The organism is Bacillus sp. T2.9-1, assembly GCF_950097965.1.
GTDB classification, from domain to species: Bacteria; Bacillota; Bacilli; order Bacillales; family Cytobacillaceae; genus Niallia; species Niallia hominis.
The window spans coordinates 58,791-82,028 of record NZ_CATNHG010000108.1 but is presented as its reverse complement, the minus strand read 5'-3'; the positions used below and the strand labels follow the sequence as shown (position 1 = coordinate 82,028).

The window sequence follows — 23,238 nt, the reverse complement described above, 5'->3', positions numbered from 1 at the left end:
GAAAGAACTTGAGCCAAAATAGTGTAGTGCCAAACACCTTTCTATATACATTTAATTATGCTGAAGAAGAAGAGCATTTATGTAAATTGGAAGTTCGTTCCCTATTTCGTGCTAACTTACATGCCTTTATATTAGAGAGCAGGATGAATATAGACCCAAGTAGGAGTCCTTTTATAAAAGGAAAAATAGAAGTTCTATTTAAGGGTGATACGTTGGAAGATCTATTAAAAAAGGTTGAAGCCAGGCCTGCGTGGAATAGTACTTATAAGGTAATTGGCATCAATTATCGAGATATAGATCCCCTAGATAAAATGGGTTTTGAAGAAAGGAAAGCCATCGCTAGACAAGTTGGATGCTTGATTCCAGGTGTAGCGAATCTTCATCATCCTGAGATAGTTTTCGCGATTACCAAGTTAAAAGGAAAATGGTATTTCGGATGCTATTCGGAAAACCAAGGTATTTGGCTTATTCATCAACAAAAGCCTCACAATTACTCAACGGCATTAAATACAAGAGTGGCCAGAGCACTAGTGAATATTGCGGTTCCAGAATTAACGGGTGTTAAGGTGATTGATCCATGCTGTGGCATCGGGACAGTATTGGTAGAGGGCTTATCGATGGGAGTTAATATAACAGGTAGTGACAACAATCCTTTAGTAATGAAAGGCATTCGTAATAATCTCGCACATTTTGACCTTTCTGGACCAGTATTCTTAAGAGATATCAGAGACATAACAGAAATGTATGATGTTGCCATTATAGACATGCCTTATAACCTTTGCTCCGTCGTGTCAGATAAGGAAAAATTTGAAATGCTTCAATGTGCACGTCGCTTTGCGAAAAAAATGGTCGTCGTGACAACGGAAGATATAGATGAAATACTAAATGAAGTAGGTTTTGAAATAGTAGATCGGTGTGAAGTTAAAAAGGGGAAGTTTATACGCCAAATAATTGTTTGTTGTTAATGCATGGGGATGGAATCAAAGAAATTTTCCATTTAGAAGGGAAAGATTGCTTACTATTTTTTCGATTAGGTAAAACAGAAATCATCATAACAAAACAGTATTCCTCGGTTCAATTTGAGGAATACTGTTTTGTTTTTTTATTCTTGGAAAACTCACTATTATGCGGATAAGTTCATGCCATATTTTAATAGCAGAAAAGAAATTACTTCGAAAGTAGCTGTGAATAAATAGTTATAATTGTTAAACTATTAATAATATCATGAATTAACTTCCATTTAATCCTATAGGAGGGAAGAAGATGCAGCGAAAAGAAAACATGGCTTCAAATAAGGAAGTAGAATCGAATCAAAACCAGAAATTTGAGATTCAAGAAATGCTAGTACAGGAACTAGATATAGCAAAAGCAATCTATTTAGAGTACAGCAATAACCACGCTTATTATGAAGAGGATAGAGACAAAGAAATGAAACAAACATATTATAAAGATAGCTCGCTTGATAGAAAAACGATGCATGAGTTACTAGAAAAAACACATCAAAATAAGTTAGGTTATGCACCTCATCGTTATGTTTATCCATGGGTCGATCTTAATGAGAATGGGAAACTTAAAAGTATTTATTCAGGGAAGGAAATGGATCCGCTAGCTGTTATAGAAAAGGATATTCGTATGCTTGAAGAGACAGGTGTTAATAGTAATAGTTTATCCGATAAGGTCACGTTAAACTGTGAGCATGTAGTACCTCAGTCTTGGTTTGATAAACGTCAGCCAATGAGAGGGGATTTGCATCATTTATTTGCCTGTGATCCCTCGTGTAACAGCCGCCGTGGAAACAGCCCTTATGCGGATTTTCCTGACTATGTTCCAGAAAGCTCTATTTTAGGTATTCAAGAAGGCTGTGGAAAGGCGGATGAAGGGAAGTTTGAACCTGAATATGGAAAGGGAATTGTTGCAAGAGCAACCTTTTATTTTATGACTCGATATATTGGAATAATGGACAATAATCTAGTAAATCTGGAGGTTTTACTAGAGTGGCATCAGAAATTTCCGGTATCTTTGTATGAAAAACATCGTAACCTTGCTATCTATGACTTACAGGGAAATCGGAATCCATATATTGATTTTCCAGAGTTTGCAGAGAGATGGATATATGAAAAGTAAATCAATCTCCATTTGAGAGAAGAGTTTAAATAGATTCTCTCTTTTATAAGGCCCCATAGTTAGTTTAGAGGCTGGGACAAAACTAAATAACTAGTCTTTAAAGACGAACAATCTCTAATTTAGCTCTTAAATAAATCTACTTTCTCATGATGGTTATCTATGTTTTTAAACATAGTCAAGTATAAAAACTAAGTCGTTCCATTGCGCTACAGATGCACGATGCGCCGGAGAGGAGGCTCAGCCTTTCCTCTATTTCCCGCAGGAGTCGAGCGTCCTCCGCTCCATTTCATTTCGTTTTTAAACCTTTTACCAAGATAATAAACGCGAATATTTATGCGAAATAATTACATGAGTGTTCGAATTTATTGTTTGTTGAAATGCTTATGTCCCAGCCTCTATTGCTTTATTTTGAAAACTGGTTGGTTTTATTAGCTTCCTCATACAGCTTATTTCTCCAAAAAATATAATAGCATAAAGTAAATGTTAACCAATTTTTCCAAATGATAATATATAATTAATGTAGATAGTAAAAAGTAGCAGTTGGTAGATTTTTGTCTAGTTTGAATGGCAGTAAGCATAGAGAAGTGGGGGAGAGGTTATAAATGAATCAAATTCTTCAAATGGGAGCTAATACAGCGTTAAGTTCCCCAAAAGGATATGTAACGGTTAGCTATGAAATTTCTAATAGGATTGATATATCCTTAACGGCTTTTCTTTTAACTGATTCAGACAAGGTACAAGGAGATAGCGGAATCATATTTTATAATCAACCAAAAAGTCCTTCAGGGGTAGCTACCCTTATACCCCCTGAGAAAGTTGGGAATACAAACGTACATAAAATTAATTTTGATATGAGTAAAGCCACTAAAGGTATTACTAAAATAGCAATAACACTAACAGAGGATAATAGCACTGGATTTTCCAATGCAAAGAATTTAGAGGCGGAGATCTGTACGGATAATAATTCAGTTCAGCTAACCCCATCTCATTTCACAAGTGAGAATGGAATTGTAGTAGCTGAATTATATCTAAGAAATGGGCAGACAAAAGCTAGATCTATTTGGCGAGGCTTTAATTCTGGGCTGGAAGGTCTATGTGAAAATTATGGTGTGGAGGTAAAAGCTGAGGAGCAAAATAAGCCATCCGAATCTATAACTATTCAAAAACAAACACTTAAGGAACCTGTCGGAGCTGTAAATTTTCCTGAGAATAAAAATAAACAAAATACCAAGATAAGCCTTGAAAAGGTAAAGGGGAAGGTAAGTCTCGATAAAAGTCAAAAGCCAGTTATTATCGAGAAAACGCCTGAAATTACTGCGACAGTATCTTGGAAGACTGGTACCGATTACGATATATATGCTTTAGTCTACACTAAGAATGGTGAGCAAATAGATGTGGCTATGTTTGGAGCAGAAGGAACCCCTCCTCTTAGAAGCTTTGGAAACGGAGCAGTTGAACACATGGGGGATGTTAGGAGAGATAGTCGAGCAACTAAGACAGAAGTAATAAAATTAAGGTTAAATGATACTATACTCGCAGTTGTTCCCGTGGTCTATTCTGCTCAGTCAAATGGGACAGGCTCATTCCACAGATACAAGGTGTCCATGAGTATAGATAATCATAACGGAACATCTGTTACCATATTTGCCAAGAATGCAAATAATAATGACAGAATTTATTCCTCTGTGCCCGGAATCCTTCATAATACGGATGATGGGGTTATGATAAGTCCGTTGGAGCTTTATAGTAAGCCGAACTCAGAATTTAGACCTAAGCTTAGGATGGGTGCTTCCAATATGGTAGAGGTAATAATGGATGAAGGACCGAAAAATGATTACAAGTAAATTAGTATTCTATAAAAATGTAAAAATTTAACGTTTTATGGGTTTGTTTTAGATAGAATCGATTCTAAAAGTGACTTTTTAAGTCAATCTATTTCCTAAACAATATTTTTCGTGCATCACTAGTACGGAAAAAAACTATATATGAGTAAAAACCGAAAATAGGAGGGTTATATGAGTGGAGATGGATTGATTTGGCTTGTATTGATAGTAGCTCTATTAATTTTAAATTTTTCCGCAATTTACTTCAATCGAAGAATCAAATTGCCTTTTTGGTTATCAGGTATTATCATCGGTGTATTTGGACCCATTATTGCTTTCATTTCTGGTTCCCTATTTGTGAATCTGGACCATAGTAGTGGTGGTACTGGTGAAGGAGCAGGATTTGGAGCAGCTTTCATTGGTTTAGTCATTATTGCTAACGGAATTAGTTATCTAATCATCGGCATAGCTGCAAAAATAAAAAGTTTTCTAGCGCATAAGAATATTAATCAATAGCTAGAAAACGGAACACACAAAGTATTTTCCGGATAGTCACTGTGCAGTGAGCCACTCAATCACACCTGTTGAAATCTCCATCCCTGCTTTTTGATGAAGAAATATGGAAGCTTGGTTCGTATGACTAATTTGAGAGTAAGGGATTCTATTATTTTTTATAAAATGGTGAATGATGAAGTTCAGTAGAGCGAGTCCATACCCTTGTCTTTTGTATTTTTCAATCACTACTAGTAAGCCAATTGAACCTTCATCGTGAATGCCAATAAATCCAATCACCTTATTATTTGAAAACCCACCGAAAAGAGTACCTTCCATAAGACGTTGGATAACATATGTATAATCATTAGTAGGATAAAAAGTTTTCACTAAAGAAATGTCATTTTCATTAAGACGTCTTATGGTTAATATTGGTTTTGGAATAGTTACGGGAAACTCTTTTAAAATCGCTGCCTGATAATAGGTATCTCTATGAATTAAATGGTATTTCTCCTGAACATAAGATTTGGCCCAACTTTGAAATACTTCGCATTCTTTTATCTCTTCAATATCTTGTAACAATCTCTTATAATCTTCCAAACTGTCACAACTAATCATATAGGTCTCGCTCGGAACATCAAACAATACAACCCCGTGAATATCTGATCGTATGATATTTGCTTGATGTCGTTTAATACTTTCTATCATATTAATATGATGAAGAATATTTTTATTTAAATACCTAAGCGCCATAGCTTCCATTTTTTAAGCTTACTCCTTTCGGGGGTCATAAATCTTCATAACTTTTTACTTCCACAAAAATAGCGGTAGTCCTTCTGAATGCTAATTGATCGTTTAAAATAGTTGGAATCATTGCTTATTAAACTATTTTTTTCTAATTCCCCAAGCCTTTAGTGGTTAATTAGTATAAGAGAAGAGGGATATTCATAGCTCATCCGAACCTGTACTCCCCCATTTACTATTCGAGGCCTTCAGCCCATGGATGGCTTACAGTCTTAACCATTTCCTTTAACTTTTTTGGTCAGCATAAAAGGTATTATTTGAAAAATGGAAGCGTTTTACCTATACTTAGTTTACACGATAAACAAAGTATAAATAAAATGCAAATAACTTTTAGGAACTACAGAATTATTTTTCTATTAAGTTGATACGGAGGAGAGAAAATGAAGAAAAAGGTTGTCATTACAGGTGGAAGTGGTCTACTTGGCCGAGATGTCATAAAAGAGTTTATCGATCATGGGTATGAAGTTCTTAATGTGGATAGGCAGTATCCAAAAGAAGCGCTCTGCAGAACGGTAATAGCAGATTTAACAAATCTTGGTGAAGTATATGGAGTATTAGCGGACGCTGATACTGTTGTTCATCTTGCAGCAATTCCGGTTGCATATTCCCATCCAAATGAAGTGACATTTGAAAATAACGTTATGTCCACATATAACATTTTAGAGGCAGCAGGAAGTCTAGGAATTAAAAAAGCAGTAATCTCTTCAAGTGAGTCCTCCTATGGTATTTGTTTTTCAAAGAAGAATCTAACACCACAATATGTACCAATAGATGAAAATTACCCACAATTGCCGGAAGAGAGTTATGGTTTATCCAAGATTGTAAATGAGAAAACAGCAGATATGATTCATCGTAGAACAGGGATGCAGGTCGTATCTTTTCGTTTAGGAAATGTTATCTCCCCTGAAAAGTACGAAAATTTCCCTGGGTTTATCCATGATCCAGAACAGCGAAAAACGATTCTCTGGAGTTATATTGATACACGAGATGCAGCGACAGCCTATCGATTAGCTGTTGAGACAGACGGACTTGGATCAATTGCCCTTAATATTGGGGCGGATGAAACAAGTATGGATATTGACAGCAAACAGTTAATGGAAACATGCTATCCAACTGTAACGGATTTTCGTAAAGATTTATCCGGCTTTGCACCGCTATTAAACAATGAAAAGGCGAAGAAATTATTAAATTGGCAGCCTGTTCATAAGTGGAGAGATTATGTAAAGATGTAATGACTATTTTAATAAGGAGAGATAATAAATGATTTCTAATCTTAGAAGTACTACTACTTTGCATAACGGTGTGGAGATGCCATGGTTAGGCTTAGGCGTCTTTCTAGTAAAGGACGGAGAAGAGGTTGTAAATTCAGTTAGAGCTGCTCTTGAGGTCGGCTATCGAAGCGTGGATACGGCTGCTGCTTATAAAAACGAAGAGGGTGTAGGCAAAGCCATCGCTGAATCAAATGTTCCTCGTGAGGAGCTATTTATTACAACGAAAGTTTGGAATGCTGATCAAGGATATGAAGCAACATTGGCAGCATTTGACGTTAGTATGAAGAAATTGGGGCTCGAATATCTAGATCTTTATTTAATACACTGGCCACTTCCTTCACAAGGGAAATTTATAGACACTTGGAAAGCACTTGAGAAGCTTTATAAGGATGGACGTGTTCGTGCTATTGGTGTAAGTAATTTTAAAGTTCATCACCTAGAAGAAGTCATTGCAAAAGGTGAAATTGTGCCGATGGTCAACCAGGTAGAATATCATCCCAGATTTAATCAACGAGAATTGCATGATTTTTGCAAAAAGCACTGCATCCAGCTTGAAGCTTGGTCTCCGTTAATGCAGGGTGGTCTGCTTGAGAATCCAATTTTGGTTGAACTTGCAAAAAAATACAATAAATCAACAGCGCAAATTATTATCCGCTGGGACATACAAACAGGAGTAGTGACGATTCCAAAGTCGGTTAAGCCCCATCGCATTGCTGAAAATAAGGATGTCTTTGATTTTGAACTTTCCGAAGAGGACATGGATAAAATTAGTGCACTAAATCAGGACCAACGGATGTTTGCTGATCCTGATACTTTTTCTAAAGTATAAGTTTAGTATTAAATATTCTCTAGTAGTAATAAAATGGGCAACTGAATAATAAAAAAACAGCATCCTCCATTGATAGAGAGGTGCTGTTTTTATCAAAATACCAACTCTAATATTCAGGATACAGAAGAATAAACTGAACTAATAAAATTGACTCCTTTTTCTTAGGAGATGATATCAAGATAAAGGAAATCCCCGAACAATGTTTAAAAGCCTAGACAGTAATTTCCTTGGAAAAGAATTGTTTACGTAAACAATTACAAGTATACAAAAAGTAAACACCACGTATACAAAGTCGTTTACGTGTAAACAAATGTGTAAACATACTGTATTTACCGAATGTATACACATTTGTATTCAAAGATTACGAAAATGTCTACAAATACACTTAGTTTACGAGATGTTTACAATTAAGTGTTTTTTTGGCAAATCAATTGATTAATCTAGCAATCTCTTATAGCCTTAAATAAGAAATAGGATATTTAGAAAACAGAGTATCCAATAAAAAGAAAAGGAATGATGAAAAGATGAGCTCTAGAATTGCGGCTGTAGATGTTGGTAATGACTCCATTAAGGCAATCTTTGGAGAAGTAGAGTACGAATTGAATATTCCTAATATTGTGGCAAGAGATACAGAAGATCGTCCTGTAATAGGAATAGAAGAATTAGATAACAAGAATCCTCTCGAAGGAATACATATTAAGGTTCACTCCCCTGCATTAAAAGAAAATAATGCTATCTATCGTGTTGGCCATTTAGCAACAAAGAGTAGCAGTGCAACCGAATTAGATCCAGGCAGTGCTAAATCGGAGGAAGATCAAACATTAGTCATGCTTTTTGCTACATTGGCTTTAGATGCAGTCAATGAGAAGAATTCGAATTCTTTCCCACGAATGAAAAATGTCATTGACGCAAACTATACGCTTGGAACAGGGCTCCCTCTACGGGAAGTAAAGGAAGGTAAGGACGCAGGATATCGATCTAAATTAGTTGGTTCTGTCCATCAAGTGGAATTTCTTGTGACCCCTAAATACCAAGGGTTGAAAGTAAATATTAAATTTAATGAAGTGAAAATTTATCCTGAAGGATTTGCAGCCTATATCAATCTTGTCATGGATAATCAGTTGAAAATTATTAATAAAGATTTAATTGATAAAAGAATAATTATTCAGGATATAGGTGGTTTATCTACAGATATCGCGGTTATAAAAAATCGAAATGTCGATGATGATAAAGCGCAAGGATTTAATCTTGGTGTATCGGAATCACTAGAGTCTATAAGAGAAGAAATTCGATCCAAACACGGCATTGAATTAGACAGTCGACGTGATGTAGTGGAAATTATCACGCGAAAAAATGACAGAAACCATATTATGGTTAAGGGAAGCCGGACAAGTGTTCATGACATTACGGATCGTATCTTACTTGAACTAGCGAAAAAACAATATCGATTATTACGTAACGTATGGCAGAAGAATTCTCAGACAGAAATCTGTTATTTTGTTGGTGGAGGAGCAAATGTACTAAAAGAGTACATTAAAACATTAAATAATAATTTAGATGGCTATAACATTGAATTCTTTGAAGATGAGAAAGAGAGCATTTGGATGATGGCAAATGCTTATTATAAGCTCATTACTGATTTTGTAAGAAAGACAGAGAAGCCTAATCCACCACAAGAACCTGTGAAAAATTAATAGGGTGATGATATGAAAAGTTCTAGTTCAAAGGGAATTAAGCGAGGACAAGCTATTTCATTTCGTGTCCCTTCTGATATTCCTGATCATCTTTTAAATCATTTACAAAAGCTTAAGGAAGTCGAAAGAAGAAATTTTTCAAGTAAAATAGCTGAGTTTGTGCTACAAGGGGTTGGTCAGTCCTTTTCAAAGGAACGAGAAACAATTACAATTCCTCTTCCCCATAAATTAAGCAAATCACAGCGAGATTGGTTGAAGCACGAGCATTCTGAGGCGTTGTTAGGTGCGATTATATACCAGCTTTTAAAAGATCCAGTTCGTTCAACAGCTTTGCTTGCATCTTTAAATAGTAATTCTTTAGATATAGACGAGGCCCTGTATTTGCAAGAAGAAAGCACAAGCGAGCTTAAGGCAGCATCGGAAGTAGATGACTACTTGCATGCAATCGAGGAAAGAGCTGTTGTCGAAGAGATAGATAGCGTGGATGATTTAGACAATTTTGATTGGGATAAAGCAACACATAATCAATCAATAGAAGCAGAAGCGGAAAAGGAACCAGAAGACAGTGAAAATGAAGATTTAGATAGTTTATTAGGAGACTTTCTTCATTCCATGAACAAGTAGAGTAGGTTGAAAGTTAGGATGCACAGGGAATTCTCGAAATTTGTCGAAGATGGATAGAGTGTGTAATTCCATGCATTTCTGAAATGATTTAGCAGCCTATTCTAAAATGTCTATTCAAAAAATAGTTAGTTAATAAAATAGAGAGATTAAAACCAAAAAATGCTGAGAACTCAATATTTTTTGGTTTTTTGTTTGGGCTCAATCGCTTCCATAAATAGGATTTTTTACAGTTACTATATTTATTTAAACAATTTCCGTAGATTTATATGCTAAGGGATGTGTAACAGTTAGGGGAAACAAGTTTTTCATGGAGTTCCTTTGTACGGAGAAATGCAAAACAAGTGATAGAAAAGAAAAAACAAAAATTCGACAAAAAAATCAATAAATAGTTTGACATTTCAAAAAATAGCCGCTATATTAATAAAATGTGAAAAATTATCTGAATCTTTCTAAAACAGTGATTAATCGGAGGTCATCTTATGGAACAACGTCAACAATGGGGATCACGGTATGGCTTTATCTTGGCAGCTGTCGGATCTGCCATTGGTTTAGGGAATATCTGGAGGTTTCCAGCAGTAGCTTATGAAAATGGAGGTGGAGCCTTTTTCTTACCATATTTATTTGCAATTATAACAGCAGGGATCCCAATATTAATTTTAGAGTTTACAATCGGTCAGAAATTTCGTGGTTCAGCACCACTATCGCTGTTCCGTTTAAATAAAAAAGCAGAATGGCTTGGTTGGTGGCAATTATTAATTGCCTTTGTCATCTGTACTTATTATGCAGTTATTGTCGCATGGGCGATAAAATTTACAATTTATTCATTTGGAACGCAATGGGGTTCAGACCCTGAAAGCTTCTTTTTTGGTAGTGTATTAAAGATAGCGGATCAACCTGGCACAATAGGCGGATTAGTTCCTGGTATTGTTATTCCAGTACTTTGTGTGTGGGCAGTTGCACTCTTTGTTTTATATCGTGGAGTTTCAAAAGGGATTGAAAGATTAAATAAAATATTCCTTCCTATCCTGATTGTTATGTTTTTAGTAATCGTAATTCGTGCTTTAACTCTTGATGGAGCGACACAAGGATTAAACGCATTTTTTAAACCAAACTGGGAAATGATTCTTGACGGAAAGGTTTGGATTGCAGCATATGGGCAAATCTTCTTCTCTTTATCGATTGGGTTTGCAATCATGATTACTTATTCAAGTTATCTACCGAAAAAGTCGGATATAAATAATAATGCATTCATTACTGCATTTGCAAATTCTGGCTTTGAATTATTGGCAGGTATTGGTGTATTTGCTGCACTCGGCTTTATGGCAAATCAACAAGGCGTTGCTGTTGAAGATGTAGTAAGTAGTGGGATTGGACTAGCATTTGTAGTCTTCCCTAGCATCATCAATGAATTCCCTGGAATGAATGGTCTATTTGGGGTATTATTCTTCCTTTCTCTTGTTTTTGCAGGTATGACATCGCTTATTTCTATCGTAGAAACCTTCATCGCAGGAGTTCAAGAGAAGTTTAATGTATCACGAACAAAAGCGGTACTAACAAGCGGGCTAGTGGCAACAGTAATCTCCTTGCTTTTTGCAACAAATGGCGGTTTATATTTACTTGATGTAGTTGACTACTTTATAAATAACTTTGGAATTGTTACGGCAGGATTAGTAGAAGTCATCTTAATTGCTTGGTTCTTTAGAGGATTAAATGGACTACAGACTCATTCGAATGCTATTTCTGATATACGTATTGGTGCTTGGTGGAAGTTCTGTTTAAGTATTGTAACACCTCTTGTTCTTGGTTATATGATGGTTGACAACATTCGTCAGAATTTAAAGGAGAATTATGAAGGATATCCAACAACATTAATTTTGTATGCAGGTGTGTTAGTAGTCGCTTTGAGCATCATTATTGGGGTTCTTCTATCCTTTAAAAAGTGGAAATCTAATGCTCTAGACAAGAATAAGGAGGTTGTTTAATATGTCAGCTAGTGCGATCACCATGATGGTAGTTGGAATGGTTATCCTATGGGGCGGCTTAGCAGCCAGTATCTTTAATGTCGTAAGAGTTTCTAAGAAAGCTAAATAATAATTTTAAAAGGGATTGGCCATAACGATATGGTTGATCCTTTTTTATTGGTTGAAAAAGAGGAAAAGTTCACTAAAAATTCAAAAGAAATAATGGATAACAAAAAACAAGTTGACGAATATCGACAAAATACGTTACTATAAAAACTAATTGAATAAGACCTCACTTTTTTTTTACAGTGAGGTAGAGGCGCGATATTTAACAGTCTTTAGTGGAGTTTGAGGAGCTTTGATGCTAGGGAGAAGGAAATGTCGCCGAAGTTTGTAATATTCTCCATATTACATGCTGGGTCTGTAGTTAAGAGCTGCAGGACTGTCTCAATAAACACCTAGTTTATTGAGTTGTGCTATCTCATTTGGGATAAAAGAGAGGACTTTAGGGCTATCGCATATACTACGACCTGAGTTTATCTCAGGTCTTTTTTTGTTTTAGTAGATTAATAGGAAAACAGGGGGAAAGACATCATGAGAAACAAGTTAACATTATTTTTAGTTTTAATATTATCCGCAATGCTTTTATTAGCTGGATGTGGGACAAGCAGCGATTCAGCTTCTGGATCGAATGATGATAATACATTTAAAGTAGGGATGGAGGCAGGTTATGCTCCGTTTAACTGGACGCAAAATGATGATTCTAATGGTGCGGTGAAAATTGAAGGGTCTTCAGAATATGCTGGAGGCTATGATGTAGAGATTGCTAAAAAAGTGGCAGAAGGTTTAGGAAAAGAATTAGTGATTGTAAAAACAGAGTGGGATGGCTTAGTACCAGGATTAGTTTCAGGAAAAATTGATGCCATCATCGCAGGGATGTCACCGACTGCAGAGCGTAAAGAAACAATAGATTTTTCAGGTAACTACTATACATCCAATTTAGTAATGGTAGTAAAAAAAGGTAGTGAGTTTGAAAATGCTACGTCTATCCAGGATTTTAAAGGAGCAAAAATTACGGCACAGTTAAATACATTCCATTATTCTGTTATTGATCAAATTAATAGTGTAGAAAAAAAGACGGCAATGGATAACTTCCCCGCTATGAGAGTAGCACTGGAGTCAGGAGTTATTGATGGATATGTATCTGAACGTCCAGAAGGGATTAGTGCTTCCACTGCAAATGATAAGTTTGTAATGGTTGAATTTAAGGATGGATTCAAAACGTCAGAAGAGGAGACAACTACCGCTGTTGGTCTTCAAAAGGGCAGTGACTTAACAGAGAAGATTAACAAAATTTTAGCAGATATTCCAGAAGAAGAACGTACAAGCATGATGGATAATGCTATTAAAAATCAACCTGCAGCAGAATAAAAAAGGATAAAACCGACTGTAGCCTTTATACAGACGGTTTTATCAAGTAAGTGAGGAGAAAAGATGAGTTTTGAGTGGATCATTAAAATAATTTCAGAGAACTGGCCGATGTTTCTTCGTGGTGCTGGTGTAACGCTTTTGATTGCGTTAATCGGAACTATTATTGGAGCAGCAATCGGATTGGTTGCAGGGGTTATTCGCACTATCCCGACCCCGGAACGAGTAGTAAAAAAAGTTATATTAAAAGTAATTAATATCATCTTGTCTATCTATATTGAATTCTTCCGCGGAACACCGATGATCGTCCAAGCGATGGTTATCTTTTATGGTTCCGCGCTAGCTTTTGGTTTAAATATGGATGTGCTCACTGCAGCTATTATTGTTGTATCCATTAATACAGGAGCATATATGGCGGAAATTGTTCGTGGTGGGATTGTTTCCGTTGATAAGGGCCAGTTTGAAGCGGCTCATGCAATTGGCATGAATCATCTACAAACAATGTGGAATGTAGTGTTACCACAGGTTATTCGAAATATCCTACCAGCAACAGGAAACCAATTTGTTATTAATATTAAAGATACATCTGTATTAAACGTAATTTCTGTTACGGAATTATATTTTGTTACAAAATCCATTTCAGGAAATAACTTTAGATATTTTGAATCGTTTTTCGTAGCTTGTATGATTTATTTTGTAATGACCTTTATTGTTACGAGAATATTGCTATATATGGAGAAAAAGTTAGATGGATCGAATAATTACACGATCATCGGAAATGATGCACAGTTAGAATTAGATAAAAAATAATGGAAGAAGGTGAAGAACGATGGAACAAATCATTGATATACAGCATCTGAACAAATCCTATGGAACACATGAAGTACTTAGAGACATTAATTTCTCCGTAAATAAAGGGGAAGTTGTTTCCATCATTGGTTCCTCTGGATCTGGTAAATCTACGCTTCTTCGTTGTATAAATTTATTAGAAAAAGCAAGTGGCGGGCAAATATTTTACCATGGTGCAAATATATTGGATAGCAATCATAATGTCGCAGATTATCGCAAACATCTTGGTATGGTATTTCAACAATTTAATTTGTTTAATAATCACAATGTCCTTAAAAATTGTGTGGTGGGACAAGTAAAGGTGTTGAAACGATCCAAAGAAGAAGCAGAAAAGATGGCCATGCATTATTTAAAAGTTGTGGGAATGGATAAATATATTAATGCAAAGCCAAAACAGCTATCTGGTGGTCAAAAGCAGCGTGTTGCAATTGCGAGAGCCCTATCGATGAGTCCAGATGTCATGTTGTTTGATGAGCCTACTTCCGCTCTTGATCCAGAAATGGTGGGAGAAGTACTAAAAGTCATGAAAGACCTCGCCAATTCCGGTCAAACGATGATCATCGTAACACATGAAATGGAATTTGCGAAGGAAGTATCTGATCGGGTTATCTTTATGGACAAAGGAGTTATTGCAGAAGAAGGAAGTCCAGATCAAATTTTCCATAACCCGACACAAATACGTACGAGAGAATTCTTAAAGCGCACTTTAGTAACGCAACCATCCTAACTTATAGCTATAGCTAGAGAATGAGGAAGATAATCCGCAACCAAATAAGTGAGTTTTAGTCATAGAAGATGATCTCTGCCTGTGTAGAGGTCATCTTTTTCTATTAGAAAAAATTGGTGAAATGGGAATATGCACCTAAAGCGCACGAGAAAAGGCAATACGGAGCATAAGATTGGTGAACCTTAGCATAAGTTAAAGATGTTTTTAATATTTGAGGATTCTATGTCATAATAGAGTGAAGTGCAAGCTGTGCTCTAGGAAGGATAGATATCTTATGAAATACATGAAATCACAAATGAAAAAGTTAATCAAAGATAATAAGGACTTACAGATACGCTTAAAGGATTTGATTGATGAACATGACCTTGATAAAAGTTCGGCTATAAGAGCATTGTATCATTCAGAAGTAGCAGCAGGCGGAAAGTATCAATCCGCATATCAAGCATTAGACTTACCAAAAGGGTAGGTCTTTTTTAGACTGTTTTATAAAGGATTGTACATTTGCCAAGAAAAGATAGCGTATAATAGAAGTTTGTATAAGGGAATAAATGTTACGGAAATAATAAGAAGAATAATTCAAAATAAAAGAGGCTTCGTAATGAGTGAAAAAGGTTTTCATGATTTTAAATTAAGTAATCAAATAGTAAAGGCTCTGGATAGTTTAGAATATAAAATACCAACAGAAGTTCAGAGTAAAGTAATACCACTCGTGTTAGAAAAAATCGATCTTGTTGTCAAATCACAAACAGGAAGTGGTAAGACTGCTTCTTATGGGATTCCTATTTGTGAATTAGTTGATTGGGAAGAAAATAAGCCTCAAGCGTTAATTTTGACACCAACAAGAGAACTTGCTGTTCAAGTGAAAGAGGACTTTATCAATATAGGGAGATTTAAACGGATTAAAGCAACAGCTGTATATGGAAAACAGCCTTTTGCTATCCAAAAAACAGAATTAAAACAAAAAACGCATATAGTGGTAGGTACACCAGGACGTGTATTAGATCATATAGAAAGAGGTACGTTGATTTTAGATCAAATTAACTACCTTGTAATAGATGAAGCAGACGAAATGCTAAACATGGGGTTTATTGAACAGGTAGAGGCTATTATAAAGGCATTACCAAAAAATCGAGTGACGATGCTATTTTCAGCTACCCTACCTGAGGCGGTTAAAGATCTATCTCTTCGCTATATGAAGACACCTATTGATATTGAAATAAAGGCAACTGGACTCACAACGGATAAAATTGATCATTCGCTTATGAAAGTAGAGGAAAAAGACAAATTCTCTATTCTTCAAGATGTAACGATTGTTGAAAATCCCGATAGCTGTATCATCTTTTGCCGAACAAAGGATAGAGTAGATACATTGTGTGATCAGTTATCTGATTTAGGATATAACTGTGATCAAATTCACGGTGGTATGGTACAGGAAGACAGACTTGAAGTAATGAATGACTTTAAAAGGGGAGAGTTCCGCTATTTAATTGCTACAGACGTAGCAGCTAGAGGGATTGATATTGATAATATCACCCATGTTATTAACTATGACCTTCCTTTAGAAAAGGAAAGCTATGTGCATCGTACAGGTAGAACAGGTCGGGCAGGTAAAAAAGGGAAAGCTATCACATTTGTTACCCCATTTGAAGATAAGTTCTTAAAAGAGATTGAAGAATATATCGGTTTTGTAATTCCAGCTATAATAGCTCCTTCCAAAGAAGAGGTTTCTGCTAATAAATCGGAATTTGAGGCAAAGAAAAACGTAGAGCCAACAATTAAAAAGGCGAAAAATGAAAAACTAAACAAGCATATTATGAAGCTATACTTTAATGGCGGTAAGAAAAAGAAGCTTCGAGCAGTAGATTTTGTTGGAACGATCGCTAAAATAGACGGAGTAACAGCAGAGGATATTGGGATCATTACAATAATGGATACTCATTCTTATGTTGAAATTTTAAATAATAAAGGGCCTATGGTACTGGATAAAATGAAGAAAACAACCATAAAAGGTAAGCAGTTGAAGGTATATGAGGCTAATAAGAACTGAGAAATGCTTAGTTACTATTGATTACGAATCTTTCGTGTAGATTCCTTTGAGATTATTGTAATTACCTTTCCCATAAATAGCATCATCTGCAAAATTAGATATCTTGGGATTTTTTAAAAGAACGTCATAAGCAAGACCTTATTTGAATGAATGATTGTATGGAGGTTCATTCTACTGCTCCACTGTTTTTGATATAATAGTACTTTAGTACAAATTCAAGCGGTGGAGGAAATAAAATAATGAGCAATTTGCCTAATTGTCCGAAATGTCATTCGGAATATACATATGATGATGGGACATTTTTGGTTTGTCCAGAATGTGGATATGAGTGGACGTCAAACACTGATTTGGAAACAGATGGTGATAATAGAGTGATCAAAGATGTAAATGGAAATGTTTTGAACGACGGGGATACAGTTACGGTAATCAAGGATCTTAAGGTAAAAGGCAGTTCCTCTGTTTTAAAGCAAGGAACAAAGGTGAAAAATATTCGCTTGGTAGACGGTGATCATGATATTGATTGTAAAATTGCTGGATTTGGAGCAATGAAATTAAAATCGGAATTTGTGAAGAAAATATAGATTTTTAAGATCAAGGCAGTCAAAGGAACGGTTCTACTGGAGGACAATTAATATTGTTGTCCTCAATAGAACCGTCTTTTTGCAGCTTATAGAATGAACATTTCATATAGTGCTTCTGCAATATCTTCTGGTGAATATCCACGAACCTCTCGTTGAAATAAATAGGAATCACTTTTAAGAGCGGCTAATAAAATATCTGCTTTAAAGACATTGGTGTCAGTTTTTTTTGAAGTGCTGTTCATTTCATTGAATAGGTTCACAAATTGCTGATGCAATTGATCGTGTAAGGGACTGCGCGTTCTGGGTTTTGAGGGTGGTGATGCCTCAGAATCCTCTACACCTTTAAGCAATTGGGCTTTGCTTTCTCTAAATTGGATGAATAAACGAATAATGCCTTTTAATCGCTCAGCTGGAGTAGCTGTTTGATTATCCTGCAAATAATTTTCCATATTATCAAAGAATATTACTATATTATCTTTGATTAAATCGAGACATAATTCCCCTTTGTTACGGTACCGACGATAGAGTGTTCCTGTACCAATATCTGCTTCTTTTGCAATTTGATTCATACTAACTTGTTCCACGTCATATTGCTCGAATAACTTCAGCGCTGCCTCTAATATTCGTTGACGATTCTCTGCTGCATCTCGTCTTTCCAATCGTATATTAGTTAATTTTCCATTAGTCATTCGTTATCACTCCCCAAAAAATAATGCTTTTCATTGACAATCGGAGAATTCTCCGTTTATTATAAGTGAGAGAGTACTCCGCTTAATTTTAACCTAATAGAAAGGAGATTACAATATATGCAATATCACAATAGTAAAACAGCGCTACTAGTTATGGATGTTCAAAACGGCATTGTTTCAAACTTAGGGGAAAATAAAGAAGAGGCATTAACAACCTATCAGAAAGTAATAATGGCAGCCCGCCAACATGCTATTCCAGTCATTTTTATTAGAGTGGGATTCAGAGAAGGATACCCTGAAATTAGTCCAAAAAACAAAAGATTTTCCAGTGTATTAAAGTACGGTGGGATGACTGTCCTTGATGAAGCAACACAAATTCATGAATCTGTAAAACCAGAAGTAAGGGAGGCTATTGTTACAAAATATCGAATAAGTGCATTTGCTGGAAGCAATTTGGAGATTATTTTGCGTTCCCAGCAAATTGATACACTAGTTCTTAGTGGAATTTCAACAAGTGGAGTCGTTCTATCTACTTTAAGGGAAGCAGCGGACAAGGATTTTCAATTAAAGGTACTAGCGGACGCCTGTTTCGATACGAATAAAGAGGTCCATGACGTTTTAATGGATAAAGTCTTTCCTAGTCAGGCTGATGTGTTAAATGTGCAAGACTGGATTGATACACTGAATGAAAGATAGAGGGGGTTGTTTTTTCAAAAAATAGTCCTTGTTTTGTTGTGAGTCTATTTGTGTGAACATGATAAATAAGAAGGAAGGAATAATATTGGCAAATACTCAAGATAAAAGCTACTTTAATCAAAAGTTGATTGCCCCGATGATCTTAGGGTCTATTTTGAACCCTATTAACTCTTCTATTATTTCTGTTACTTTAATTCCAATTGGAAAAGCATTCGGTGTTTCACCTTCACAAACAGCTTGGCTTATTTCTGCTTTGTATTTAGCAACGGCAATAGGGCAGCCTGTTGTAGGGAAATTGATTGATTTATATGGTCCTAGATTACTTTTTTTAATAGCCACATCATTAGTAGGTCTATCAAGTTTTATCGCAATATTTACCCCTGATTTATGTATATGGGCGCAATGCTAGCCTCTGCAGGAAATGGTTTGTTTTTAAAATCGGATTCTATTACAGGGATGCACCAAATTGCGATATTTGGAGCAGGTATTGGAATTGTCTTGATGATTATAACTTTAGTAGGACTTAAAGGAGTGCAAGAGGAAAAACGAGTGGTTGGAATAAATTAGTTTTAACATATGACTATATGTATAATCATAAATAACTAGTATGAAAATGTAGTCTATATTGCAATGAAGAGGATTGGCGATTGCCACATGGAAAGCGAAGTGTATTGAGCTGCAGGTCATAGCAACAAATTTCCTTGAATACAATTAAATGATTAAAAAAGCCCAAACAATTAGCCGAATCCTTCGTTGGTATCTTCGTATAATTGTTTGGGTTTATCTTAAAATTAGAATAGTTATGTCCCCTCCTCTTACTTTTGCTAGTCTTTTGCTAGTCAATGTCTAATTAACCAGTACAAATGCATTTAAATCCTATTTCCCCTTTTTATCAATTTTAAATAAAGAATTCTGGAGTGTATTCCGCCATTTTTCGATAAATCCTTCTTTTGGGGGATCAATGTTCATTAAATCAGGTGTATAGAATTTAAAGCGGTTTTTTCCATTGTTTTTCGCATAGTACATTGCTCTATCCGCATTTTCAAGAAGTATTTCTTTCGTTTCACCGTCATTCGGATAGAGACTTATACCAATGCTAACAGAAACTTGAGCTTCCGTTTTGTTTATGAAATATGGTTGCGAAGTACTTTGGATAATCCGGTCTGCAATATTTTCTAATTCATTTTTTGATGATTCTTCTACGATAACAATGAATTCACGAGGCATTTAAATCGGAGAATGGGAGTATTGCTGTTAAAATAAGAGATACAGGAATCGGAATGGACAAAGATTCACTCATGCATATATTTGAGCGTTTTTATAAAGCCGACAAATCAAGAAATCGAAATATTGGGGGAAATGGTCTAGGCCTTTCCATTGTCAAAAAATTCATTGATTTATATGAAGGAGAAATCCAAGTCCAAAGTGAGATAGGAAAAGGAACAGAAATTACGGTGAAAATAGGGGAGCAGAGGGAAGGTTTTAATGAGGTCGATTAACCCGACCTCCATAACCGTCCCTCTGCTTCCACTTTCTAAATAAGGAGCTATTAAGATGGTAAATAAAGTTTTCTTAAATGACTTTGCATTAACTGTTTCCAATTATAAAGAGGAAAAGGTTAAAAGTAACAAATCAGAGAAGCTGTTAACAATGGTAAGCTTTGAATTTAAAGTAAGAGGTGGGGAAGAATACCACGTAGTTACGAAGTTTTTATACGAAAATGTATTTGATGTAAATATCCCTAATGAGCAAGTGGCTTTTAGAGGGAAAATCAACAAATATTCCACTTCCTATACCAATTTCTCCGATGAAAACAGCATTAGTGATTTCTTTTTGGAATTAGTGGAAGTGGAATAAATTCAGAAGGGAATTAGCAAAACAGATCATCTTTATCGGATTTAGAGATCTGTTTTTTCTTATATATACACGGAAAGGGAGGTTCTCTATATGAAATTAAGTATTTTAGATCAAGCACCTGTTTTATCTGGGAAAACCTCTCAAGATGCACTTATAGAATCAATGAAGCTTGCCCAATGTGGAGAAAAACTAGGATATACAAGATATTGGATTGCGGAACATCATGATTTTCCCGGCCTTGCTAGTTCTGCTCCAGAAGTAATGCTTGGGTATATTGGTGCCAATACAGAAAAGATAAGAATTGGTGCTGGAGCCATATTATTACCACACTATAAACCGTATAAAGTAGCGGAAACATTTAATATGCTAGCGACATTATTTCCAAATCGAATCGATCTAGGAATAGGGAGAGCGCCAGGAGGATCTGCCGAAGCTTCGATTGCGCTCTCTGGGAACTTTTTAGAAAATGTTCGGAATATGCCTAACTCCATTAAAGAGCTTCTACATTTTTTATATAATAACTACCCAGCAGATCAGATGTTCTCCAAAATAACAGCACACCCTTTTCCTGATGTGGCTCCTGTTCCATGGATTCTCGGAACGAGTGAAAAAAGTGCTATACAAGCGGCAGAGCATGGGACAGCCTATGCATTTGGACATTTTATGAGCGATAGAGATGGAATCGAGATTGTGAATACATATAGAAGCTCATTTAGACAAAATGATGGCATTCAGGAACCTCAAGTGATTGTAACGATATCGATTATTTGCGCGGAAACAACAGAACAGGCTGAAGAGCTGGCTTTAAGCTGGTTCCTATCGAAAATCCAAACGGATAAAGGGAAAAAAAATAAAGGTATTCCCACTATAGAAGAGGCAAAAAATTATTCTTTTACGAGTGAGGAACAAGAAAGAATGAAAGAAATGCGTCAAAAGATGATTATTGGAAGTCCAAAAGAGGTTAAAAAGGAATTGGTTGAGCTGCAATCAGCGTACAATGCAGACGAAATGATGATTGTGACTATTACGAATAGCTATGAAAGTAGAAAGAAGTCTTATGAGCTTATTGCAAAGGAAATATGGTAATATTTTTTAAAACGTAAGGAAAGAAGGTCATTCAAATGAAATTGAGTGTACTGGATCAATCTGTTATTAGTAAGAATTTAAATGCAGGGTTTGCACTTCAAAATACAATTAAATTGGCAAAACGAACAGAGGAGCTTGGCTACACTCGTTTTTGGGTTGCTGAACATCATAACTCCAATGGAATTGCTGGGACTTCCCCAGAGGTTCTTATCTCGACTATTGCCGCACAGACAAATAAGATACGTGTAGGCTCTGGTGGCGTTTTGCTTCCACAATATAGTCCTTTTAAAATTGCGGAAGACTTTAAGGTGTTAGAAGCATTGTATCCGAACAGAATGGATTTAGGGATTGGACGTTCACCAGGTGGATCTGCGCCTACTCGGCTAGCTTTAACAGATGGAATGAGAAAAAGCTTAAATGAATTCCCGCGTCAGGTTACGGCACTTCAAGAATATATAGCCAATACGCAATCTAATCAAGAGGTCCAAGCGTATCCATCCATTGAAACTCGACCAGAAATTTGGATGCTAGGTGTCTCGCAGCGGGGAGCTAGATTAGCCGCAGAAAAGGGAGCTGCTTTTACTTATGGGCACTTTATAAATCCAATCAGTGGCAGCATTGCGATGAAACATTATCGGGAGAACTTCCAGCCGTCTAGCATTCTTAGAAACCCACAAGCAAATGTATGTGTATTTGTTGTTTGTGCACCAACACAGGAAGAAGCAGAAGAAATGGCAGTTAGCCAAGATCTTTGGCTGCTAGCAATTGAAAAAGGCGAAGACACTTTTATTCTTTCAAAAGAAGAGGCAAAAGGGATTCAGCTATCAGAAGAAGACCAAGCAATCATAAGAAAAAATCGAAAACGAGCGATAATTGGGACGCCCAAAAAGGTAAAAGACGAGATTTTGCATTTAAGTGAAGTCTATCAAACAGAGGAATTTATGATAATCACCAATATTTATGACTTTGAGGACAAAATGCAGTCATATACCTTATTAGCAGAGGCCATTCTTTAAATTTGGCTGTTTGATACGAAAGCAGTCTTAAACTTTGAATGTAAACACTTATTAAATTTAGCTATAATAATGTAAAAGGGGGTGCTTACAGTTGGAGAATCACATACGATTGTCTGATACTACTTCCACTCATGCAAAGCCTATTATTAGAAAGGCGATACTTTGCATGGGGCGAAACAAGTAATTTTTATCGCTAACTAATATTTTGGCTTTGCACCTTATTTTAGAAAAAAATAAAAATAAGGGAGCGGGCAAAATTGAAGTATACAAATGCAACGAATGTTTTACCTGAAAAGCTTGTTGTAGAAATTCAAAAATATGTTCAAGGTGAGACCTTGTATATTCCGAAACAAGAAAATGCGTATAAGAAGTGGGGAACTTCAAGTGGTGGAAGAAAAATGCTAGATGGCCGAAACAATGCAATAAAAGCAGCTTTTGCTAATGGAAGCACTATTCAGGCATTGGCAATAGAATATCATCTCTCCACGGAAACAATTAAGAAAATCGTGTACTCACATAAAAAGAAAGACTAGCACTGGTGACCTCTCATCAGTGTTTTTTATGTAAAAATTGTTTCTCAATCATCTTTTCCATTTTAGAAAGGGAGTGAGTTTTACTAAAATAGAAAGACAGGACACAA

At 35.8% G+C, this 23,238-nt stretch carries 27 protein-coding genes and 1 riboswitch; of the genes, 24 read left to right on the top strand and 3 right to left on the bottom strand.

All coding sequences use genetic code 11. The annotated features are described in order from the left end of the window. The first annotated feature begins 8 nt into the window (after positions 1-8). The 4 genes from QQZ16_RS16020 to QQZ16_RS16005 all read left to right on the top strand — a co-directional run bounded on the left by QQZ16_RS16020 (position 9) and on the right by QQZ16_RS16005 (position 4,463). Positions 9-965 carry a TRM11 family SAM-dependent methyltransferase gene (locus QQZ16_RS16020; protein ID WP_031535525.1) on the top strand — a complete coding sequence of 319 codons (957 nt, stop codon included), beginning with the start codon at positions 9-11 and terminating at the stop codon, positions 963-965. Positions 966-1,338: 373 nt separating this feature from the next. Continuing rightward, complete coding sequence (locus tag QQZ16_RS16015; RefSeq protein ID WP_031535523.1) at positions 1,339-2,124, top strand: endonuclease I family protein; 786 nt, start codon at positions 1,339-1,341, stop codon at positions 2,122-2,124. A 602-nt stretch (positions 2,125-2,726) separates the two neighbouring features. Then, the gene (locus tag QQZ16_RS16010) at positions 2,727-3,968 is read left to right on the top strand and encodes a TerD family protein (RefSeq protein ID WP_031535521.1); all 1,242 of its coding nucleotides are present in this window, start codon (positions 2,727-2,729) and stop codon (positions 3,966-3,968) included. A 171-nt stretch (positions 3,969-4,139) separates the two neighbouring features. Further along, the gene (locus tag QQZ16_RS16005) at positions 4,140-4,463 is read left to right on the top strand and encodes a hypothetical protein (RefSeq protein WP_031535519.1); all 324 of its coding nucleotides are present in this window, start codon (positions 4,140-4,142) and stop codon (positions 4,461-4,463) included. 36 nt (positions 4,464-4,499) lie between these two features. Here the strand turns inward: QQZ16_RS16005 and QQZ16_RS16000 are convergent, their stop codons facing one another. Next, on the bottom strand, positions 4,500-5,201 hold the full coding sequence (locus tag QQZ16_RS16000) for a GNAT family N-acetyltransferase (RefSeq protein ID WP_031535518.1): 702 nt from the start codon (positions 5,199-5,201) through the stop codon (positions 4,500-4,502). Positions 5,202-5,623: 422 nt separating this feature from the next. Here QQZ16_RS16000 and QQZ16_RS15995 point away from each other — a divergent pair, with 422 nt between their 5' ends. The 12 genes from QQZ16_RS15995 (at position 5,624) to QQZ16_RS15940 (ending at position 17,254) form a co-directional block, all read left to right on the top strand. Then, a complete protein-coding gene (locus tag QQZ16_RS15995; protein ID WP_031535516.1) occupies positions 5,624-6,475 on the top strand; it encodes an NAD-dependent epimerase/dehydratase family protein in 852 nt (283 codons plus the stop codon). 28 nt (positions 6,476-6,503) lie between these two features. Then, a complete protein-coding gene (locus QQZ16_RS15990) occupies positions 6,504-7,343 on the top strand; it encodes an aldo/keto reductase (RefSeq protein ID WP_031535514.1) in 840 nt (279 codons plus the stop codon). Between the two features lie 524 nt (positions 7,344-7,867). After that, a complete protein-coding gene (locus QQZ16_RS15985; RefSeq protein ID WP_031535512.1) occupies positions 7,868-9,037 on the top strand; it encodes a ParM/StbA family protein in 1,170 nt (389 codons plus the stop codon). A gap of 12 nt (positions 9,038-9,049) precedes the next feature. Next, on the top strand, positions 9,050-9,661 hold the full coding sequence (locus QQZ16_RS15980) for a hypothetical protein (RefSeq protein ID WP_284561521.1): 612 nt from the start codon (positions 9,050-9,052) through the stop codon (positions 9,659-9,661). A 479-nt stretch (positions 9,662-10,140) separates the two neighbouring features. Further along, complete coding sequence (locus QQZ16_RS15975) at positions 10,141-11,643, top strand: sodium-dependent transporter (protein ID WP_235250830.1); 1,503 nt, start codon at positions 10,141-10,143, stop codon at positions 11,641-11,643. A 1-nt stretch (position 11,644) separates the two neighbouring features. After that, entirely contained in the window at positions 11,645-11,752 is a 108-nt protein-coding gene (locus QQZ16_RS15970) for a methionine/alanine import family NSS transporter small subunit (protein ID WP_081836551.1), read from the top strand. Positions 11,753-11,928: 176 nt separating this feature from the next. Further along, a riboswitch (Lysine riboswitch) is annotated at positions 11,929-12,109 on the top strand. 107 nt (positions 12,110-12,216) lie between these two features. Continuing rightward, the gene (locus tag QQZ16_RS15965; RefSeq protein WP_048719145.1) at positions 12,217-13,053 is read left to right on the top strand and encodes a transporter substrate-binding domain-containing protein; all 837 of its coding nucleotides are present in this window, start codon (positions 12,217-12,219) and stop codon (positions 13,051-13,053) included. 63 nt (positions 13,054-13,116) lie between these two features. Next, complete coding sequence (locus QQZ16_RS15960) at positions 13,117-13,860, top strand: amino acid ABC transporter permease (RefSeq protein WP_048719147.1); 744 nt, start codon at positions 13,117-13,119, stop codon at positions 13,858-13,860. Positions 13,861-13,879: 19 nt separating this feature from the next. Then, a complete protein-coding gene (locus QQZ16_RS15955; RefSeq protein WP_031535507.1) occupies positions 13,880-14,626 on the top strand; it encodes an amino acid ABC transporter ATP-binding protein in 747 nt (248 codons plus the stop codon). A gap of 274 nt (positions 14,627-14,900) precedes the next feature. Beyond that, positions 14,901-15,092, top strand: a complete 192-nt coding sequence (locus QQZ16_RS15950) for a hypothetical protein (protein ID WP_031535506.1) — start codon at positions 14,901-14,903, stop codon at positions 15,090-15,092. Between the two features lie 132 nt (positions 15,093-15,224). Beyond that, a complete protein-coding gene (locus tag QQZ16_RS15945) occupies positions 15,225-16,673 on the top strand; it encodes a DEAD/DEAH box helicase (protein ID WP_235250832.1) in 1,449 nt (482 codons plus the stop codon). Between the two features lie 239 nt (positions 16,674-16,912). Next, positions 16,913-17,254, top strand: coding sequence for a zinc ribbon domain-containing protein YjdM (locus QQZ16_RS15940; RefSeq protein WP_235250834.1), 342 nt, complete (start codon positions 16,913-16,915; stop codon positions 17,252-17,254). 86 nt (positions 17,255-17,340) lie between these two features. Here the strand turns inward: QQZ16_RS15940 and QQZ16_RS15935 are convergent, their stop codons facing one another. Beyond that, on the bottom strand, positions 17,341-17,943 hold the full coding sequence (locus tag QQZ16_RS15935) for a TetR/AcrR family transcriptional regulator (RefSeq protein WP_235250836.1): 603 nt from the start codon (positions 17,941-17,943) through the stop codon (positions 17,341-17,343). A gap of 117 nt (positions 17,944-18,060) precedes the next feature. Here QQZ16_RS15935 and QQZ16_RS15930 point away from each other — a divergent pair, with 117 nt between their 5' ends. The 3 genes from QQZ16_RS15930 to QQZ16_RS15920 all read left to right on the top strand — a co-directional run bounded on the left by QQZ16_RS15930 (position 18,061) and on the right by QQZ16_RS15920 (position 19,206). Further along, positions 18,061-18,639: an isochorismatase family cysteine hydrolase gene (locus QQZ16_RS15930; protein ID WP_235250838.1), complete on the top strand. Its 579-nt coding sequence runs from the start codon at positions 18,061-18,063 to the stop codon at positions 18,637-18,639. Positions 18,640-18,724: 85 nt separating this feature from the next. Then, complete coding sequence (locus tag QQZ16_RS15925) at positions 18,725-19,048, top strand: MFS transporter (protein WP_235250840.1); 324 nt, start codon at positions 18,725-18,727, stop codon at positions 19,046-19,048. Between the two features lie 17 nt (positions 19,049-19,065). Next, positions 19,066-19,206 (top strand): hypothetical protein, encoded by a 141-nt coding sequence (locus QQZ16_RS15920; protein WP_235250842.1) that lies wholly within the window; start codon positions 19,066-19,068, stop codon positions 19,204-19,206. Between the two features lie 309 nt (positions 19,207-19,515). Here the strand turns inward: QQZ16_RS15920 and QQZ16_RS15915 are convergent, their stop codons facing one another. Further along, on the bottom strand, positions 19,516-19,866 hold the full coding sequence (locus tag QQZ16_RS15915; RefSeq protein WP_235250843.1) for a diguanylate cyclase domain-containing protein: 351 nt from the start codon (positions 19,864-19,866) through the stop codon (positions 19,516-19,518). Between QQZ16_RS15915 and QQZ16_RS15910 the strand changes: the two genes are divergently transcribed. From QQZ16_RS15910 to QQZ16_RS15890, 5 genes are all read left to right on the top strand, one after another. Further along, on the top strand, positions 19,854-20,138 hold the full coding sequence (locus tag QQZ16_RS15910) for an ATP-binding protein (RefSeq protein WP_435406663.1): 285 nt from the start codon (positions 19,854-19,856) through the stop codon (positions 20,136-20,138). The genes QQZ16_RS15915 and QQZ16_RS15910 overlap by 13 nt on opposite strands. Before the next feature lie 55 nt (positions 20,139-20,193). Further along, positions 20,194-20,496 carry a DUF3219 family protein gene (locus tag QQZ16_RS15905; RefSeq protein ID WP_235250844.1) on the top strand — a complete coding sequence of 101 codons (303 nt, stop codon included), beginning with the start codon at positions 20,194-20,196 and terminating at the stop codon, positions 20,494-20,496. Between the two features lie 90 nt (positions 20,497-20,586). Further along, a complete protein-coding gene (locus QQZ16_RS15900; protein ID WP_235250845.1) occupies positions 20,587-21,582 on the top strand; it encodes an LLM class flavin-dependent oxidoreductase in 996 nt (331 codons plus the stop codon). Positions 21,583-21,617: 35 nt separating this feature from the next. After that, a complete protein-coding gene (locus QQZ16_RS15895; RefSeq protein WP_109768075.1) occupies positions 21,618-22,598 on the top strand; it encodes an LLM class flavin-dependent oxidoreductase in 981 nt (326 codons plus the stop codon). 257 nt (positions 22,599-22,855) lie between these two features. Then, on the top strand, positions 22,856-23,131 hold the full coding sequence (locus tag QQZ16_RS15890; protein WP_031535475.1) for a CD3324 family protein: 276 nt from the start codon (positions 22,856-22,858) through the stop codon (positions 23,129-23,131). Positions 23,132-23,238 lie beyond the last annotated feature (107 nt).